This window comes from Sphingobacterium suaedae (assembly GCF_042684625.1).
GTDB classification, from domain to species: Bacteria; Bacteroidota; Bacteroidia; order Sphingobacteriales; family Sphingobacteriaceae; genus Sphingobacterium; species Sphingobacterium suaedae.
The window spans coordinates 490,768-506,102 of the sequence record NZ_JBHULR010000001.1 but is presented as its reverse complement, the minus strand read 5'-3'; the positions used below and the strand labels follow the sequence as shown (position 1 = coordinate 506,102).

Sequence of the window (15,335 nt, the reverse complement as noted above, 5' to 3'; positions counted from 1 at the left end):
ATCCACATGGGTGTCGAAAATTTTCACTATATTGTTCACACATCTAGTGTATCATCCTCATCACACAGCTTATGCTTAACATTCTTGTTGTCGGTATCGGAGGTATTGGAGGCTTTTTTGGCGGCCTTCTATCACGAGCCTATGAAAACTCGGACGAGATCGCTATTCATTTTTTGGCACGGGGACAGAATCTCTCCGCAATCGAAGCAAACGGTTTACATGTTACGACGCCTACAGGTAGCTTTATCACGCGGCCAAAGACCGTGACTTCAAAAGTCCCGGAACATCTATTGGCCGATTACATCATACTGTGCACGAAAAGTTATGATTTGGAGGAAACGATTGCCTCGTTAAAAAACGCAGTCGGTCCGCAGACCGTACTTGTTCCCTTGCTGAATGGCGTGGATAGCCGAGCGCGTATACAGCGATTGTATCCCGAAAACCTCGTGACCGACGGTTGTGCTAACATTATTACGCGATTGACCGCTCCGGGCTATGTCGAAAACTTTTCGGCATTTAAATCCTTACATATGGGTGTGGAACAGGAAAGCCATGAGCGATTAGACCGACTCTATCAGATTTTGTACACCGCGGGTGTCGATGTCACCTTGACCCCTAGCATTAAAAAAGCGATATGGTCAAAATTTTTGTTGATTTCTACCGCTGCTACAGCCACCTCCTATTTCAACAAAACCTTCGGCGAAATTAAAAAATCAGCGGTATATACGAAGACCCTACGTCTGTTGGTCCACGAACTTCTGGACGTTGCGCGTACGCTGGGGATAGATCTACCTCCTGAGGCGGCGGAAAAGACCTGGGCTCAATTCGTACAAGCTCCCGATGAAGCAACGACCTCTATGCATACCGATTTTTTAAGCGAAAAAGGAGTTACAGAACTCGAGTCACTGACCGGCTATGTCGTTCGGGAAGCCCATGCATCTGGTGTAGCGGTGCCTACCTACGAAAACATGTACCGCTATCTTTCCAACACGGCACTGCTCCTTCATTATAAAGGAGTTGACCAATAGACGATCGAAGGAAAACAATCCACTGTCACTGTCAGAAAGCAATACCATCGATTGATGCGCTTTTCGTGTCTTTATTGCTTTTCTGAAGATCGTTTTACTTCGTCAGGTGACTAGTCCGCTTGGTTCGTTTGTCGCTTTGGCCCCCAGACAACGGCCGTTCCTCTCCAGTGTGTTCCTGCGGTCCATGTGCATGCCTCATGAGACGCAACGCAACTTCGTATGGCGTCTTTTTCTCCCAACGTGAAATCAACCAGCCGATAAAGCTCAAATTGAAAATATCGGTATTCTCTACCACCGTTAGCATACCGAGTACACGCTCCTGAAAAGTACGATCATGGACGACATCAGGCTTCATCAAGAAGCGTTCTATCAGCGAAACGAAATCCAGAACACGTTGTTCTTTTGTCTGCCTTAAATAACGCTTATAACGCCTCTTAAATGTCCGCAACCGAGACATAGCGAGGTCGATATCCTCAAATTGGGTATAGATCAAAACTTCCATCAACGTTTTACGGATCGTCCATAACATGCCCATTTTTTTTTCGTACCAGGCGTCGCTATGTCCGAACGTTGCCAGATAACGCAGGCAAACCGCATCCCCTTGTTGAGCTAAACACATGACCAAGCATAGCGTGACATCGTCCAGATCTTCGGTTTTTGACTTTCGAGTGGCTGCAGCCAATGCCCCTTTTAGGATCCATACAGCTTGTTGTCCCTCGCCGGAAAAATGACGGTTTAATGCCAAGAGAAGTTGATGACGTAAATAAAAAACAGTCCGATACCGGGGATGGTCTTCCATCAAGCGAAGCATATGGGCCAGGTGAACAGCACTTGTAGCAAACGCCTTACTCCGCAAATGGAAATTGGCCAAATAGTAATGAATATGCAATTCGTAAAACACATGATAGCTTTTCGTCGGTATCTGTCTTTCCATAAATTGATAGCTCTTGTTTACATACGATGCTATTAGCTGATAGTTTTGCTGTATAGCGGCATATTCGTTGGCGATAAACAAAATTTGATACAACGTCTTGTACGTCATTAGTTCCCGCCAGGCAATCCGATGTGTACGGATGGTTTGGCCGATCAACGCTGCGAGATCGATCACCTTGCCTTTTACATGTACGTTCTGCAATTCTCTCCTCAGATAGGCGTAGGCCAAATTAAGTTTAGCCTCCCGCTGCATGGCCTCCTGATTACGCAAAAACTCCTGGGTTAACTCGTCCAAGTCTTCATCTTCATGAAGGTGGGCAAATTGCAATCGCAGTAGAAGCACCTCATGCATAAGATTAAATTGTTCGAGCCGACGCGCTATATCTTCTGCTTTACGCAGGCATCTCCGTGCGATTTTCCAACGTTCATTTTCTAACAAAAAGCGACTGACTACCAAAAGCCGTAGCGCATCGTACGTTTCGTTATTCGTCCGTTCAAAGGTGCGCTGTGACAAAAATAAAAGTAAGTTATCCTGCAGCCGTTTCCGGAGTGCATGGTAGGCATCTGTATTATCTCCCGTATAAAATCTTTTTTTAACAGACTTTATATCGTCAGTTTTCAGCAAATCCAGCATCTGTATATTTTTGACATCCGCCCGTGTATTCCGTTTACGTAAAAAAAGCGAAAAACTATCTAAATCACCGTCATCTAATAAATTTATCAATGATGTTAATGTATCCATGCCGATCAAATGAAAGACTAAGCTACTAAAAACACCACATTATATCGTCAGTTTTTTCAAAATTTAGGATTTCAAACATTCCATTTATCGCCGACATTTGCTTCTGTATTCATCAACAAAAAAAAAAATGGAACCGCTAAACAATCCACACGAAGAACAGGTGTTAAAAACAAAACACGATGAGGACGGCAAAAATCCGTTCAAACCCACAAGCGCGTTTATTGGCGCATCGTGGTTCGCTCTATTGACTGGGACCGTCGGATACTGCGTTGGTTTATGGAATGCCGATATGGCTTTAAACGAGAAAGGATATTATTTCACCATCCTGCTCTTCGGGCTTTTCGCCGTGATCTCCGTACAGAAAAGCGTTCGGGATAAAGCCGAAGGCCTGCCGGTGACCGAACTTTATTATGGGCTAAGCTGGTTTGCGACCATAGCATGCATGGTCTTACTCACTGTTGGTCTTTGGAACGCCGATCTTGCCTTGAGTGAAAAAGGATTTTATGGTATGTCGTTCGTGCTCAGTGTCTTTTCCGCTATTGCGGTTCAGAAAAACACCCGCGATGCAAAGCTATTTGAAGATAAAAACGTATAACTTAGCGGTTGCCTCCCCGCAGTTCCTGCACGGCAGGGCTGCGGGGTTTACCGTACCGATACACCAACGAGTACGTTTATTTCGCTAAACCCCTGTATTATGGAGCATACAAAGAAATTAAAGAACGCTAACCAACGGGAAAATATCCATGTACTGGCCCGCTATAGCGATGTTTCCAAGGAAACCCTACGAACCGTATTCAAGAGGCGCGTATATCCTGACCAGCACGTTTGGCATGATTTCCTCCGCCTATTTTTCCTATGCCTGGGAATTGGGTTCACGGTTTCGGCTGTTGTTTTCTTTTTTGCCTACAATTGGGCCGATCTATCTAAATTTTGGAAGCTTGGCCTGTTACAAGGCCTTTTGTTCGGAACAACCATCTATGCCGTTTGGCCGAAAGTTCCTTCACTGACCCGAAATGTGCTCTTGATGGGCAGCGCACTTCTAGTGGGCGTGTTATTTGCCGTGTTCGGACAGATATACCAAACCGGCGCCAATGCCTACGATTTCTTCTTGGCCTGGTGCCTATGCATTTCCATATGGGTATTCGTGGCGAATTTTCCACCGCTATGGCTGTTGTATATCCTGCTGATAAGCACGACGATTGTTTTGTACGAACAACAGGTCGCACGACATTGGGCAAGCAGCACGCTCCTGCATCTCCTTTTCTTGTTGCATACGGGTATTGTCTTCTTTTGTATAGGGATACAGCGGTATGATAAAATACGAAACATCCCCACTTATTTTTTAAACATCGTCGCCTTATCCGCAGTCGCCTGTAGCACCATCGGTGTGGTAGGCGGCATCTTTCGCAGTTACCAGGCACCTTTTGGGTATTTCCTATTTAGCACCGCTGTAGTCTATTCCGCTGGATTATGGTATGGTATACGGAAAAGAAGCACGTTCTACCTAGCTTTGATTCCGTTCAGTATCATCATCCTGCTTTCCGCATGTATCATGGATATATGGGACGGGCAAGCTATGTTTGTCGTAGTCGGTATTTTCATCGTCCTGAGCGTTACCATCGTCATCAAAAACCTATTACACCTGTCTAACAAAACAAGATCATGAAACCTATGAACGATATAACCGATTTAAAACACTATTTACAAACCGTCAGTCCGGATCAGGTGACGTTTGCAGAAGACGAGTTACGCAGCTATCAACAAAAAGACAACGGTGTACAATCGTTGCCGATCAAAATCGTTGCCGTAGTGGGCGGGGTACTCGCCAGTTTATCGTTTGCCGCGTTTTTATTTGTTACAGGCATCTATGAATCGAGTTATGCTCTACTCGCCCTGGGCATAATAGCGGTACTAACAGCCATTTGGTTGAGTAGAAACTATCCTAAGGTCATCTTAGAAACAATCAGTGTATCGCTATTCCTTATCGGTTTTGTCCTCCTCGGCGTAGCATTGGATCTATTCGACGTCCGTGAGCAGTTCATCTACCTCATTTTCGGGATACTTTCTATCTGTACGCTCCCCTTTGTACGAGGCCATGTACTCCTACTGATCCATGTCTTGGTCATAAACGGCAGCGTGCTTGCTCTCCTTCTTTCTGGGCATGGGGATCTTATCCATATCCAAACGTCGATTTTGGCTATCCTCTTGTGCTACTACCTCTTAGCAGAACCGAAAATTCTATGCATTTCCAAAAATATGCCTTTCCGTTATACACCCGTCCGCACGGGATTGTTGTTGTCCTTCCTGGGCGGACTTTTACTGCTGGGCATGAATGGTTGGATGGATACGACTTCTGATAGGCTGTGGATCACATCCCTTGTGCACGTCCTGTGCATGTTGTTTGTCGTTCACAAACTGTTTCAACATTTGGGTATACATCATACCTATCTTGTTTACGTCTTATATGTACTCCTGGTACTCACCTTAGTGCCAACCCTATATTCGCCAACCCTTTCAGGCGCCATTTTATTGGTTCTGCTCAGTTTCTTTGTGAACTACAGAACAGGGTTTGTTACCGGGCTGGCGGCATTCGTGTATGGTATTGCCCAATATTATTACGATTTGGATCTATCGTTGCTTACCAAGTCGGGATTATTGTTCCTATCTGGTCTGTTTTTCTTTATACTATACTTCATCACTATTAAAAATCGTCCTGCATCATGAAAAAATATATCCCCAGTATCTTAGTTGTCAATCTTATTTTGGTCCTGTGCTATATGACCTACGCTATTGTCTCCAAAGAAAAAATATTGCGAACGGGAGATCTTGTTTTATTGGAATTGTCACCAGTCGATCCTAGGTCGTTGATGCAAGGAGACTATATGGATTTACGGTATCGAATAGCCGATAGTATCGACGTGGAACGCATCCCGAGACGCGGATACTGTATCGTCCGGATGGACAGCACAGGAATAGCCCATCGCATTCGATTTCAAGAACGACTTACGCCGTTAGGGCCGGCAGAATATGCAATTGCCTATTCATCTCCGGACACCTGGCGTATTATTATTGGTGCAGAATCTTTCTTTTTTGAAGAAGGGCAAGCAAACAAATATGCCCTAGCGAAATACGGAGCACTGCGTGTGGACACGCTAGGCAATAGTCTGTTGGTGGGCCTCTACGACGCCCATAGAATGCCCATTCGGTAATTTGGAGCGCATACGTCGCGGCGTATATGCGCATGTGCAAACTAACCGGCGTTTCGGTTGTTTATAAAAAAACATTTATTCCATCAACTATGAACCATTCCAGACGTGATTTTTTACACAAGTTTGCCTTGTCCTCGTTGGCGCTCCCCATCTTACCGTCGTTTGCCACAGAACACACGCGCTGGCTCAGGACACAACCACAGGGACCTGTGCTACGGGTTGCACTTTTAGGGTTAGGCGGTTATGCCAAACGTGTTGCGGACGCCATGAACGCTTGTCAACGCGCGAAGATAACCGGTCTAATAAGCGGTACGCCTTCCAAACTACAAACATGGGGTGAGCTGTATCATGTAGCCGAGAAAAACCGATATACGTATGCAGACATCGACGATTTGAAAAACAATCCCGACATAGATGCCGTGTATGTCCTGACGCCAAACGCCCTCCACCACGAACATGTTATCCGGGCGGCCAAAGCAGGCAAGCATGTGATCTGTGAAAAGCCAATGGCTGTTGGCGTTCGTGAAGGAAAAGAAATGGTAGCCGCTTGTGCATCGGCGGGTGTCAAACTACTTATCGGATACCGCATGCGTTTTGAACCCAACACGCTTGACGTGGTGCGACGCCGTATGGAAGGCACACTCGGTCCCATCAACTTCTTTCAAGGTCAATGCGGATTTAAAATTGGTGATCCTAACCAGTGGCGGTTAGACAAGCAACTCGCGGGTGGCGGTGCCTTGATGGATATTGGTATTTACGCCATTAATGGCGCCCGGTACATGGTGGGTGAAGATCCTATTTGGGTGACGGCACAGGAAACCAAAACAGATTTCAACAAATTCAAGGATGGGGTTGATGAAACCATACAGTTTCAACTCGGATTTCCCTCGGGAGCAGTAGCTTCCTGCCTATCCACCTACGCGATGAACTTCCTCGACCGTTTCTATCTGAACGGAGAAAAAGGCTTTGCAGAGCTATGGCCCGCTACCGGCTACGGTCCTATAAAAGGAAAAACAAATACCGGGACGCTTACGTTTCCACATATCGCCCATCAGACGATTCAAATGGATGAAATGGCCCGGATCCTCTTGGACGGCGCAGTACCCACATTAGCTGTCGACGGCCAAGTGGGGTTGCAAGACTTACAGATCATTGAAGCCATTTACCAAGCGTGCCAAACCGGTCGTCGTCAGGATATCGACTTTAGCTAACAATCCGAACTTTTTCCTTATGGAACGGCGGTTTTCTTGTCCTACGATAAATGGTAGGCTTGATTCTTAAATTCCATAGAGCTATAGTAATTATACTTTTGTTGGTGCAGCGGATAGTCCCAACATCCCATGCGGCGGTAGACATGCCCCCCAAATCCTGACTTAAACCTATACAGACCGTATAAAGGATGTGCCGGATCAGCGTGCGGTGCGATGCCAAAAAAATCGTATTCTGCACATCCGTTTTCTTTGGCAAATTGCATAGCCCGCCACTGCAGCGCATACGTAGCCATATAATTTCTATCGGTGGATGCTGATGCACCATATAGGTAGGTTGCGCGGTGAGCTGATATCACCAAAAACATCGCCGCCAATGGCTTATCGTCTACTTCAGCAACTAAAAGGTACACATCCGCTGGGGAAGCCGTATTATTCGCCCGAGCTGTCAACACGATCCGAAAATACTGGATATCGTGAAGTACAAAATTATTTCGCAGGGCTGTTTCCCGATAGAGCGTATACCAAGTCTCTAAACTCTCCAATCCTAACGCGCGGACAACGACGCCTTTCCGGTTAGCCAAGTGGATGTTATAACGGGTTTTGCTTTTCATAGCCCCCAACAGATCATCGTTGTTTTGGCGCAGATCCATAAAAATAGTATTCGAGGGGAGTATATCCGTATTCGCTTTTCGTAATGCCCAATTTTCTGTATTAAAATTCAGCCTGATCTCCTGTATCTTTCGATCGGGCAGGCCGATCCAATTTCCATGAATATCATAGCAATCCCCTTCTTTTGCCCATTGCGACTCCCAGGAAAGGTCATATCGAATCAAAATACAGTTCGCAGGAAGAAACGTCCGAAGGCTTTCCGACAGCTGTTCCAAAAAATAACCTTGATTTTCTGCAGAAGGTTCTATCTCCGGACCATAGGGGACGTATGCCAAACAGTGTTCGGAATCGAGCATTTGGAGAATAACCAATAGGTCGCCGATTACATACGTGTTGTCCATAGAACCAGCGAGTAAATCGGTATACTTTACTTTAAAATCAAATGCTTTCGAGTCCACGCCTTGCAGCGACTTCACCTTCGACCAATAGGCGGTCTGTTGGACTATCGATGTGCTATAAATCTCTTTACTTTGCTTTTCTGCTACATCCGCAATCATATCCATAAATTTTCGCAACCAACCGTTATCAAGAACGGTCTCCGCTATCCAAAATCGCAAACATAGCCAAATTATTCCATTTCGGCCACGCCGATTGTCAGTCCTATGTTAAAAGCCAGAGAACCGTTCTCGTTTGTTACGCGTTCCGTCGGTCGATGGCATAAACGAGACGGACGTACCTGTCAAGATACATCCGTATTGTTTGGATCCCCGGCAGCGCCATGGCGCTATATTCGCTCGGTTAATTCAAGTGCAGGGAGGCCGGTCCGAACTCTTCGAAGTGAATGCATTGGCTTGCTACGCCATGTTCCACCAAAAAGGTATAGTGTTTCGCGATAAATGGTGCTGGCCCGCACAAATAATAGTGTGCTTCTTTCAGAAGCACGTCTGATTTGATTGGATTTAGTTCGACCCAACCTTTATGAAGACCTTCTCGCTCCTCAGCCGCCTCATCGTAAAAAATATGGGTAACAAGCGGGATGCCGCTACCGCCGATTTCTTGTAAGCGATCTTTGAATGCATGCACCGCTTCACTCCGGCAACCGTGAATCCAGGTAATCCGTCCCATCGCTTCCCTTTCGTTCGTACCCGCTATTCCTTCCAGCATAGCCATCAGTGGGGTTTGACCAACACCACCGCTAATGAAGACTTTCGGTACGCTCCAATCTTGTTGCAGCACGAATGAGCCTGCCGGTGCAGACAAATCGACCACATCTCCTTCTTGGACAAAATCGTGCAGTCTATTGCTGATCATGCCATCTGGATGCGTAGTTCCTGCTTCCCGCTTGACTGATATGCGGTAGTACCGTCCATTCGGCGCACAAGATAGACTGTATTGGCGAGGTTGCCATAGGTTCAATTCCGGCAGGAAAAGCCGAAGGCTGATATATTGACCGGGCATGAAGTCGGCTACTGTCCCGCCATCTGACGGGTACAAGTAAAACGAAGTGATTTCGCTCGACTCTTCCACTTTTTTCCGGACGATAAAAGGTCTCCAGCCAGCCCATCCGCCGATCTTCTGCGTTTGCTGATCGTATAGTATCTGTTCGTGACCGCTCATCAATGCCGCTAGCTGGCGATAGGCGATGGTCCACGCTTCCACTAGTTCGGGCGTGGCAGCCTCTCCTAACACCTCTTGAATAGAGGCAATAAGATGTCGCCCCACAATCGCATACTGTTCTGGGCGGATGTCGAGGCTAGTATGTTTGTGCCCGATGCTATCTACGACAGGCAATAGAACAGAGGGATCCTCTATATGTTCCGCGTAGGCTAGCACCGCCATGGCCAAGGCTGTTTGTTGTTTTTGATTTTTTTGATTCCCCATATTGAACACATGCTTCAACTCGGGGTTATGTAAGAACATGCGTTTGTAAAAATGAGATGTCAATACAACACCATGTTCCCGAAGTACCGGTACGGTCGCTTTAACCAATTGTTTTTGTTCTGTTGTCATTTTACTGCATTTTAATAAAAGACTTTTTTGTCCTTTATTTAGTTAAAAAAAGATTTACTTATTCAATGTCATTTGCCCCTGTATCAATTCTTCATTAAATTGCCCGATGGTGGTTGTGTGGAGCATCCGGATCAGTTGATCCCTGACCTTTTTAAATTCCTGATGTAGCGGACATGGGTTTTCTTCTGAGCAATAACTCAATCCCATACCACAGCCAACAAAAATTTGGTCGCCTTCGATCGCAGCGACGATATCGGCCAGCGGCCGGCTAAAGTTCGTACTATCTAGAAAGAAGCCACCATTAGGCCCTTTACTTGATTGGATGATCCCCTCCCGGCTCAATTTTTGAAGGATCTTTGCCAAAAAGTGTTCGGGAGAATCAATACCTTCTGCAATTTCCTTAATACCCGTCTTATTACCTTGTTGAGACTTTTGCGAGATGAAAAAAACCGCCCGCATAGCATATTCACATGTTTTTGAAAAAATCCCCATAGCTACAGATCTACCTGGCCTTAAGATGAAGTTCTTCGACGAGTTTTGAGGAACGATAACCAAATTCAGCGCCAAAACTATTGATCACCAATCCTTTGATGTTATGCTTATCTGAAGAAATAGCAAATACGATACTTTCATCTGCCGGATCGGTCAGTCCTTCGAATCGATGGATTTCGTCAATCACAAATTCCTCAGGCGACAGCTCTAACGAATGATCCTTGCAAAACAAACATTCTTTGCGATCCTCGATTAGAAAATCCTGTGTATAACCCCGTTTCTGCAAATCGTTTACCGCTTCGCTTAATGTGTCGTAGTTGTATTTGTTTGTTGAATTCGTCATATGATCTCTTTTATTTATCTACACGGCCATCTACGTCTTTGTGCAAAGAAAGACGGACGATGCTCTGTTTGGTTGCGATCAAATCATGCGGTACGTTAGGTTCCAACGCGATCAAGGTGCCGGTTGGAAGAGCCTGTCGGCCCCCTTCTGTCCCAAAATCAATTTCGCCCTCGACCACCTGAATGAGGATAGGAACCGCCGCCTGGTGTTCTTTCAAATGCTGTCCAGACTGAAACGCTATCCGAATTTCCCGGCTACGTTCGGTATCGAGTAAAACCTCCAATTTCGGATGTTTATCGTCGTATGTCACGTGCGTTAAGATAGATTTCACCTGCATAACCTAAGAAGTATGTATAGAACAAAGGTAATCAAAAAAAATAAAAGACAAGAATATCCATTATTAGTTTTAAAAGTGGCCTGTCGCACTAAAATTCAAAAAAAATATTGATTAAGGAGATGGATAAAAACTTCTTTGTCGTCGCCAAAGCGGTTCAAAAGGCGCTTCCAAGCCGGTTTGCCAAATTGAACGTGGTTGCCGTAGGTATCTTCGTAATGCCAAACATCGAATATATCTTTTTTTAAAGTTCCGCGCTCCGTGCCTTGTGAAAATTCAAGCCCGCCCTGTATGGTTCTTTTCAACGATGTTTTTATTCCCCCATTCACCTCTTCAAGCGTTTCGTTTCCAAAGATATCCGTTCCCTCTTCCCATTGATAACCTCGATTATCTTCTATGCGTATGTTGTCAAAAATATCAATCCGGTATTTCGCCCGATAGCCGGATTGCTTTGCATACTGCCGAATAAGATTCTGGAATAAGGCCGTCTGTTTTTTCTTATTTCTTACTATTCCGGCATATTGTTTCTCTACATACTTCTTTTCAAATACGACTTCGTTCTGTTTGCTATCGGAAAATATCAGATCAGAAAAAATATTTTTTTCTAAGGTGGCGGTGTATCTGCCATCAACCGACGTAAAATCAAGATTACCGAAAATATCCGTCGTTATCGATGCACGTTGTGCGCATGCGTTTGTTGAATGGATTAACAGCAGAAAAAAAAGCATCCAATAATTCATATGTACATCCTTAGTTCTTGAGCAATTATATGGAATATCCAACGGATTGTCAACCGTGTTGCGCGGCCTATCCATCTAGTTATTTCATATGCCTATCATTTATTGTTTACTGGTCATATGGCGTGCACATATGTTTCCGGAAACATCGGCGTTTCATAAGCTCCCATGTACACGTTGGATGTAACCCAACGCAACAAGTTTAATTGCCTGCTGGAAATAACGCTCTTTTGCCACCTCATTCCTATCGAACGAAAAATACGCCGAAACCCGTTCGATTCCGCACACGATGTGTTCAAATCCGAACAGGGACGCCCCACTTTGTTTAATTATAACTACATGACTTACAATATGTTAACGCATTGGCAATCAAGTTGTCTCTCCAGTGGCATAGACGAATGTATTATTTAAATAACGTAAATATGACCCACACAATTTTTACCGACACCAACGTGGTGTTGACCGAGAAAATAGAAGTTTCCATCGAATTTAGCTTCAGGAACAAGCAGGCATCTTCTAGTTTTGGAACGACAAATTTAACGATTGAACACCTTTAGAAATTAGTAAACAAAAAACATAAAGTCATGAAAAAAGTACTAACCACCATCGCCATTACCATGATCTTATTCGTATCATTCGGCAGCTTCGCAGCAGAAAAATTAGATCCGCTGAAAGATTATAATTCGAAGAGTATCGTCCATGTTTATTTGGAAGCGACTACTTTAGGTAGCATTGGTATGAACAAATTTCTGTTTGCGGATGATTTTGAATATCATAACACGGCGAGCAATAAACGTTTTGGAAAAAAGGAGTATACCAGTTTTCTGAATAAACACAAAGGTTTGAAATTTAACTGTGAAACAGATTATGAAATTTTGGATGAGAGCGGACAGGCCTGCGTTGCCAAAGCGACCATGAAATTCTCCAATTTTACGCGGGTTGACTACATTACCTTAAATCACAGCAAAGAGGGGTGGAAAATTAGCAAAGTCGTAACGACTTATCCATAAGCTATCATTTTCCTATTCCGATGATTGAAGCAAAAAAGGCTTGCCCTGCTCCTACGGCAGCATGGGCACGCCTTTTTGTTGAACATACGTACGTTGGTTGGACGTTTATCTCGTTTCGTCTACGCGATGCCGAGCGCTTGGTCCTCGTCACGCACGTTTCCTTGGATCCAGCTTTCATCATTCAGAGCTATTTAGCGGATTTATCCAAACAAAATAGAGGCGAAAACAGTTAAAGGAGTAAGAAGAGATCATATCTATACAACCATGAAAAAACTAAAAATCTTAAGCCTGACGGCCTTGACTGTCAGTGTACTCGTTGGCTGTTTTCCAAAGGCCAGTGAAGTCATCCGCGCACTTCCGGTAGAAAGCAAAGAACAAATTTTAGCACAATACAATAGCGAGCAGATCGCTGAAGGGAAGGTACTTTTTACGAATAACTGTGGCAAATGTCATGATCTGAAGCAACCGGAAACGCGTAATCCCGAGCAGTGGAACCGCATCGTCAAGCGCATGATCCCCAAAGCCAAGCTGAATGATCGCGATGGGCAATTGGTGCGTGCATACTTGATTGTCAACGCCAAGGAAAACTAACGCCTACTTTCACAACATCGAGTAAATGCGTTTGGCATTTACTCGATATTGGAATGTGTTGTACGCTTTAAAAGGTTCTTTTTTGGATGCGTATGGCATTTAGGATGGCAATCAGCGACACACCGACGTCTGCAAAGACGGCCTCCCACATCGTCGCCAAGCCGCCAGCCCCCAGTACGAGTACAATCGCTTTGACGACAAAAGCTAAGGAAATATTTTGCCAAACGACACGTTTGGTTTGTTTCCCGATTTCAATAGCAATCGGAATTCGCGAAGGCTTATCGTCCTGTATAACGACATCCGCTGTTTCGATGGTCGCATCGCTTCCAAGTCCGCCCATCGCAATACCGACATCACTTAAGGCAACCACCGGAGCATCGTTTACCCCATCGCCAACAAAAGCTACCCGTTCGCCAGCCGATTTAATGGCCTGTAATTTCGATACTTTATCTTCCGGCAACAGATCACCAAAGGCTTTATCAATCCCCAACGTGTCAGCCACCTGCTGCACCACATTGTTTTTGTCCCCACTCAACATCGTCACCTTGACCCGTAGCCGATGCAGCAGGTTAACCGTACGTTGTGCGTCTTCTTTTAGTTGATCTGCGATGGTCAAATACCCCACAAACTTTCCATCCAGTGCGACGGCAATGGTCGTGTATGCAATTTTTGCAGGATCGATGTCATACGGAATACCAAACCGGTCGAGCAATTTAAAATTACCGACCAAAAGCTGCTTTCCTTCCACGTTCGCTTGCAGGCCATGTCCGGCTATTTCTTCGACGTGTTGCAACGAAATACGCGGATCGAGTTCGCCTACATACTGGCGAATGGCGGTCGCAACGGGATGCGTACTGTGGCTTTCCAACATATTCACCCAGTCTAACATCTTCTTTTGTTCGGTTCCCTCCACAAAATTGACCTCTTGAACCTGAAAGACACCTTCAGTCATTGTTCCCGTTTTATCCATGACCACATGGTCAACCGAGGCCAGCGTGTCTAAGTAATTGCTTCCTTTGAACAGTATGCCATTTCGGCTGGCCGCACCTATCCCTCCAAAGTAGCCGAGCGGTATGGATATGACCAACGCACACGGACAAGAAATCACCAAAAATACGAGCGCTCTATACAGCCACACCTGAAACGAATAATCGTCTACAAACATCCAAGGAAGCAGGCAGATGCCTATGGCTAAAAAAACAACGATCGGCGTATATACTTTGGCAAATTTCCGGATGAAAAGTTCTGTTGGAGCCTTCTGTGCTGTGGCCTGCTGAACCAATTCCAAAATCCTGCTTAATTTGCTATCGTGATAAGCGGCTGTTACCTCCACCTGGCTAGGCGATTGCAAGTTGATCATTCCGGCCAACACGACCTCCCCTTTCGTTTTATTATCGGGTTTACTTTCTCCGGTTAACGCGGCTGTATGAAAAGCAGCCCGTTCGGAACGTAAAATACCATCGAGCCCCAACTTTTCTCCAGGCTTGAGCAGGATGACAGCTCCAATTTCTGTGTCCACTGCGCGGATCGTTTTTGTTCCCCCCGGAACCAGAAGCGTTACTTCATCCGGGCGCTGGTCCAACAGCGCTTTGATGTTGCCCTTGGCGCGGGAAACCGCCAGCGTTTGAAACACCTCTCCTACCGAATAGAATAACATAACGGCCACTCCTTCGGGGTACTCGCCAATAGCAAATGCGCCAATCGTTGCAATTGACATCAACAAAAATTCAGAGAACACGTCCCCTTTTCGTATACTGATCAGTGCTTCTTTTATCACGGGAAAGCCCACCGGTAAGTAGGCGATCACATACCAGACCCAACGTACCCAGCCTGAAAACCAAGGCTGTGGGATCCAGTTGTCGAACGCAATGGCGCATAAAAGAAATAATAAAGAGATCATCGCCGGTGCAAACAGCCTGAAGGGCCGTTGCGCCCCTTCGGAGTGATCGTGCCCATCTGCATCAACCTGCGCATTCGCATGCGTGTCTACCGAGCAGCACCCGTCGTCTCGATGCTGCTGGGCAGGAACCTTTTTTTGCGTATCCATGGCATCATTTTTCATAGTCCATTTATTTTATTCTTTTGT

The 15,335-nt window shown here is 45.4% G+C and carries 18 protein-coding genes; 10 read left to right on the top strand and 8 right to left on the bottom strand.

Features of this window, described 5'->3' with window-relative positions:
* The first annotated feature begins 71 nt into the window (after positions 1 to 71).
* On the top strand, positions 72 to 1,028 hold the full coding sequence (locus ACFSR5_RS02190; RefSeq protein ID WP_380900250.1) for a ketopantoate reductase family protein: 957 nt from the start codon (positions 72 to 74) through the stop codon (positions 1,026 to 1,028).
* A gap of 94 nt (positions 1,029 to 1,122) precedes the next feature.
* Here ACFSR5_RS02190 and ACFSR5_RS02185 read toward each other — a convergent pair whose 3' ends face one another.
* Entirely contained in the window at positions 1,123 to 2,703 is a 1,581-nt protein-coding gene (locus tag ACFSR5_RS02185; RefSeq protein ID WP_380900248.1) for a hypothetical protein, read from the bottom strand.
* A 127-nt stretch (positions 2,704 to 2,830) separates the two neighbouring features.
* Between ACFSR5_RS02185 and yiaA the strand changes: the two genes are divergently transcribed.
* The 5 genes from yiaA (at position 2,831) to ACFSR5_RS02160 (ending at position 7,123) form a co-directional block, all read left to right on the top strand.
* Complete coding sequence (gene yiaA, locus ACFSR5_RS02180) at positions 2,831 to 3,298, top strand: inner membrane protein YiaA (RefSeq protein ID WP_380900246.1); 468 nt, start codon at positions 2,831 to 2,833, stop codon at positions 3,296 to 3,298.
* Positions 3,299 to 3,397: 99 nt separating this feature from the next.
* Complete coding sequence (locus ACFSR5_RS02175; RefSeq protein WP_380900244.1) at positions 3,398 to 4,369, top strand: DUF2157 domain-containing protein; 972 nt, start codon at positions 3,398 to 3,400, stop codon at positions 4,367 to 4,369.
* A 5-nt stretch (positions 4,370 to 4,374) separates the two neighbouring features.
* Positions 4,375 to 5,427 (top strand): DUF4401 domain-containing protein, encoded by a 1,053-nt coding sequence (locus tag ACFSR5_RS02170; RefSeq protein ID WP_380900242.1) that lies wholly within the window; start codon positions 4,375 to 4,377, stop codon positions 5,425 to 5,427.
* Positions 5,424 to 5,912 (top strand): GDYXXLXY domain-containing protein, encoded by a 489-nt coding sequence (locus ACFSR5_RS02165; RefSeq protein WP_380900240.1) that lies wholly within the window; start codon positions 5,424 to 5,426, stop codon positions 5,910 to 5,912. The genes ACFSR5_RS02170 and ACFSR5_RS02165 overlap by 4 nt, the downstream gene beginning before the upstream one ends.
* 89 nt (positions 5,913 to 6,001) lie before the next feature.
* Entirely contained in the window at positions 6,002 to 7,123 is a 1,122-nt protein-coding gene (locus ACFSR5_RS02160; protein ID WP_380900238.1) for a Gfo/Idh/MocA family protein, read from the top strand.
* A gap of 41 nt (positions 7,124 to 7,164) precedes the next feature.
* Here ACFSR5_RS02160 and ACFSR5_RS02155 read toward each other — a convergent pair whose 3' ends face one another.
* The 6 genes from ACFSR5_RS02155 to ACFSR5_RS02130 form a co-directional block, all read right to left on the bottom strand.
* A complete protein-coding gene (locus tag ACFSR5_RS02155) occupies positions 7,165 to 8,295 on the bottom strand; it encodes a lipid II:glycine glycyltransferase FemX (protein ID WP_380900236.1) in 1,131 nt (376 codons plus the stop codon).
* A 235-nt stretch (positions 8,296 to 8,530) separates the two neighbouring features.
* Positions 8,531 to 9,742, bottom strand: coding sequence for an NO-inducible flavohemoprotein (gene hmpA / locus ACFSR5_RS02150; RefSeq protein ID WP_380900234.1), 1,212 nt, complete (start codon positions 9,740 to 9,742; stop codon positions 8,531 to 8,533).
* 54 nt (positions 9,743 to 9,796) lie between these two features.
* The gene (locus ACFSR5_RS02145; protein WP_380900232.1) at positions 9,797 to 10,234 is read right to left on the bottom strand and encodes an RrF2 family transcriptional regulator; all 438 of its coding nucleotides are present in this window, start codon (positions 10,232 to 10,234) and stop codon (positions 9,797 to 9,799) included.
* A 10-nt stretch (positions 10,235 to 10,244) separates the two neighbouring features.
* Positions 10,245 to 10,577, bottom strand: a complete 333-nt coding sequence (locus ACFSR5_RS02140; RefSeq protein ID WP_380900230.1) for a phosphoribosylpyrophosphate synthetase — start codon at positions 10,575 to 10,577, stop codon at positions 10,245 to 10,247.
* 10 nt (positions 10,578 to 10,587) lie between these two features.
* Entirely contained in the window at positions 10,588 to 10,914 is a 327-nt protein-coding gene (locus ACFSR5_RS02135; protein WP_380900228.1) for an AraC family ligand binding domain-containing protein, read from the bottom strand.
* A gap of 95 nt (positions 10,915 to 11,009) precedes the next feature.
* Positions 11,010 to 11,651, bottom strand: coding sequence for a hypothetical protein (locus ACFSR5_RS02130; RefSeq protein ID WP_380900226.1), 642 nt, complete (start codon positions 11,649 to 11,651; stop codon positions 11,010 to 11,012).
* Between the two features lie 419 nt (positions 11,652 to 12,070).
* Between ACFSR5_RS02130 and ACFSR5_RS02125 the strand changes: the two genes are divergently transcribed.
* From ACFSR5_RS02125 to ACFSR5_RS02110, 4 genes are read left to right on the top strand one after another with little or no spacing between them, the layout of a single operon-like run.
* On the top strand, positions 12,071 to 12,205 hold the full coding sequence (locus ACFSR5_RS02125; RefSeq protein ID WP_380900224.1) for a hypothetical protein: 135 nt from the start codon (positions 12,071 to 12,073) through the stop codon (positions 12,203 to 12,205).
* Positions 12,206 to 12,232: 27 nt separating this feature from the next.
* Complete coding sequence (locus tag ACFSR5_RS02120; protein WP_380900222.1) at positions 12,233 to 12,658, top strand: nuclear transport factor 2 family protein; 426 nt, start codon at positions 12,233 to 12,235, stop codon at positions 12,656 to 12,658.
* Between the two features lie 20 nt (positions 12,659 to 12,678).
* Positions 12,679 to 12,891 (top strand): hypothetical protein, encoded by a 213-nt coding sequence (locus tag ACFSR5_RS02115; protein WP_380900221.1) that lies wholly within the window; start codon positions 12,679 to 12,681, stop codon positions 12,889 to 12,891.
* A gap of 31 nt (positions 12,892 to 12,922) precedes the next feature.
* Positions 12,923 to 13,249, top strand: a complete 327-nt coding sequence (locus tag ACFSR5_RS02110) for a c-type cytochrome (RefSeq protein WP_380900219.1) — start codon at positions 12,923 to 12,925, stop codon at positions 13,247 to 13,249.
* A gap of 67 nt (positions 13,250 to 13,316) precedes the next feature.
* Here ACFSR5_RS02110 and ACFSR5_RS02105 read toward each other — a convergent pair whose 3' ends face one another.
* Positions 13,317 to 15,311, bottom strand: a complete 1,995-nt coding sequence (locus ACFSR5_RS02105) for a heavy metal translocating P-type ATPase (protein WP_380900217.1) — start codon at positions 15,309 to 15,311, stop codon at positions 13,317 to 13,319.
* Between the last annotated feature and the right edge of the window lie 24 nt (positions 15,312 to 15,335).

Bases quoted from the DNA above. Each gene is read 5' to 3' on its own strand.
- ACFSR5_RS02190 (WP_380900250.1), top strand. From the start codon at position 72: ATGCTTAACATTCTTGTTGTCGGTATCGGAGGTATTGGAGGCTTTTTT.
- ACFSR5_RS02185 (WP_380900248.1), bottom strand. From the start codon at position 2,703: ATGGATACATTAACATCATTGATAAATTTATTAGATGACGGTGATTTA.
- yiaA (WP_380900246.1), top strand. From the start codon at position 2,831: ATGGAACCGCTAAACAATCCACACGAAGAACAGGTGTTAAAAACAAAA.
- ACFSR5_RS02175 (WP_380900244.1), top strand. From the start codon at position 3,398: ATGGAGCATACAAAGAAATTAAAGAACGCTAACCAACGGGAAAATATC.
- ACFSR5_RS02170 (WP_380900242.1), top strand. From the start codon at position 4,375: ATGAACGATATAACCGATTTAAAACACTATTTACAAACCGTCAGTCCG.
- ACFSR5_RS02165 (WP_380900240.1), top strand. From the start codon at position 5,424: ATGAAAAAATATATCCCCAGTATCTTAGTTGTCAATCTTATTTTGGTC.
- ACFSR5_RS02160 (WP_380900238.1), top strand. From the start codon at position 6,002: ATGAACCATTCCAGACGTGATTTTTTACACAAGTTTGCCTTGTCCTCG.
- ACFSR5_RS02155 (WP_380900236.1), bottom strand. From the start codon at position 8,295: ATGGATATGATTGCGGATGTAGCAGAAAAGCAAAGTAAAGAGATTTAT.
- hmpA (WP_380900234.1), bottom strand. From the start codon at position 9,742: ATGACAACAGAACAAAAACAATTGGTTAAAGCGACCGTACCGGTACTT.
- ACFSR5_RS02145 (WP_380900232.1), bottom strand. From the start codon at position 10,234: ATGGGGATTTTTTCAAAAACATGTGAATATGCTATGCGGGCGGTTTTT.
- ACFSR5_RS02140 (WP_380900230.1), bottom strand. From the start codon at position 10,577: ATGACGAATTCAACAAACAAATACAACTACGACACATTAAGCGAAGCG.
- ACFSR5_RS02135 (WP_380900228.1), bottom strand. From the start codon at position 10,914: ATGCAGGTGAAATCTATCTTAACGCACGTGACATACGACGATAAACAT.
- ACFSR5_RS02130 (WP_380900226.1), bottom strand. From the start codon at position 11,651: ATGAATTATTGGATGCTTTTTTTTCTGCTGTTAATCCATTCAACAAAC.
- ACFSR5_RS02125 (WP_380900224.1), top strand. From the start codon at position 12,071: ATGACCCACACAATTTTTACCGACACCAACGTGGTGTTGACCGAGAAA.
- ACFSR5_RS02120 (WP_380900222.1), top strand. From the start codon at position 12,233: ATGAAAAAAGTACTAACCACCATCGCCATTACCATGATCTTATTCGTA.
- ACFSR5_RS02115 (WP_380900221.1), top strand. From the start codon at position 12,679: ATGATTGAAGCAAAAAAGGCTTGCCCTGCTCCTACGGCAGCATGGGCA.
- ACFSR5_RS02110 (WP_380900219.1), top strand. From the start codon at position 12,923: ATGAAAAAACTAAAAATCTTAAGCCTGACGGCCTTGACTGTCAGTGTA.
- ACFSR5_RS02105 (WP_380900217.1), bottom strand. From the start codon at position 15,311: ATGAAAAATGATGCCATGGATACGCAAAAAAAGGTTCCTGCCCAGCAG.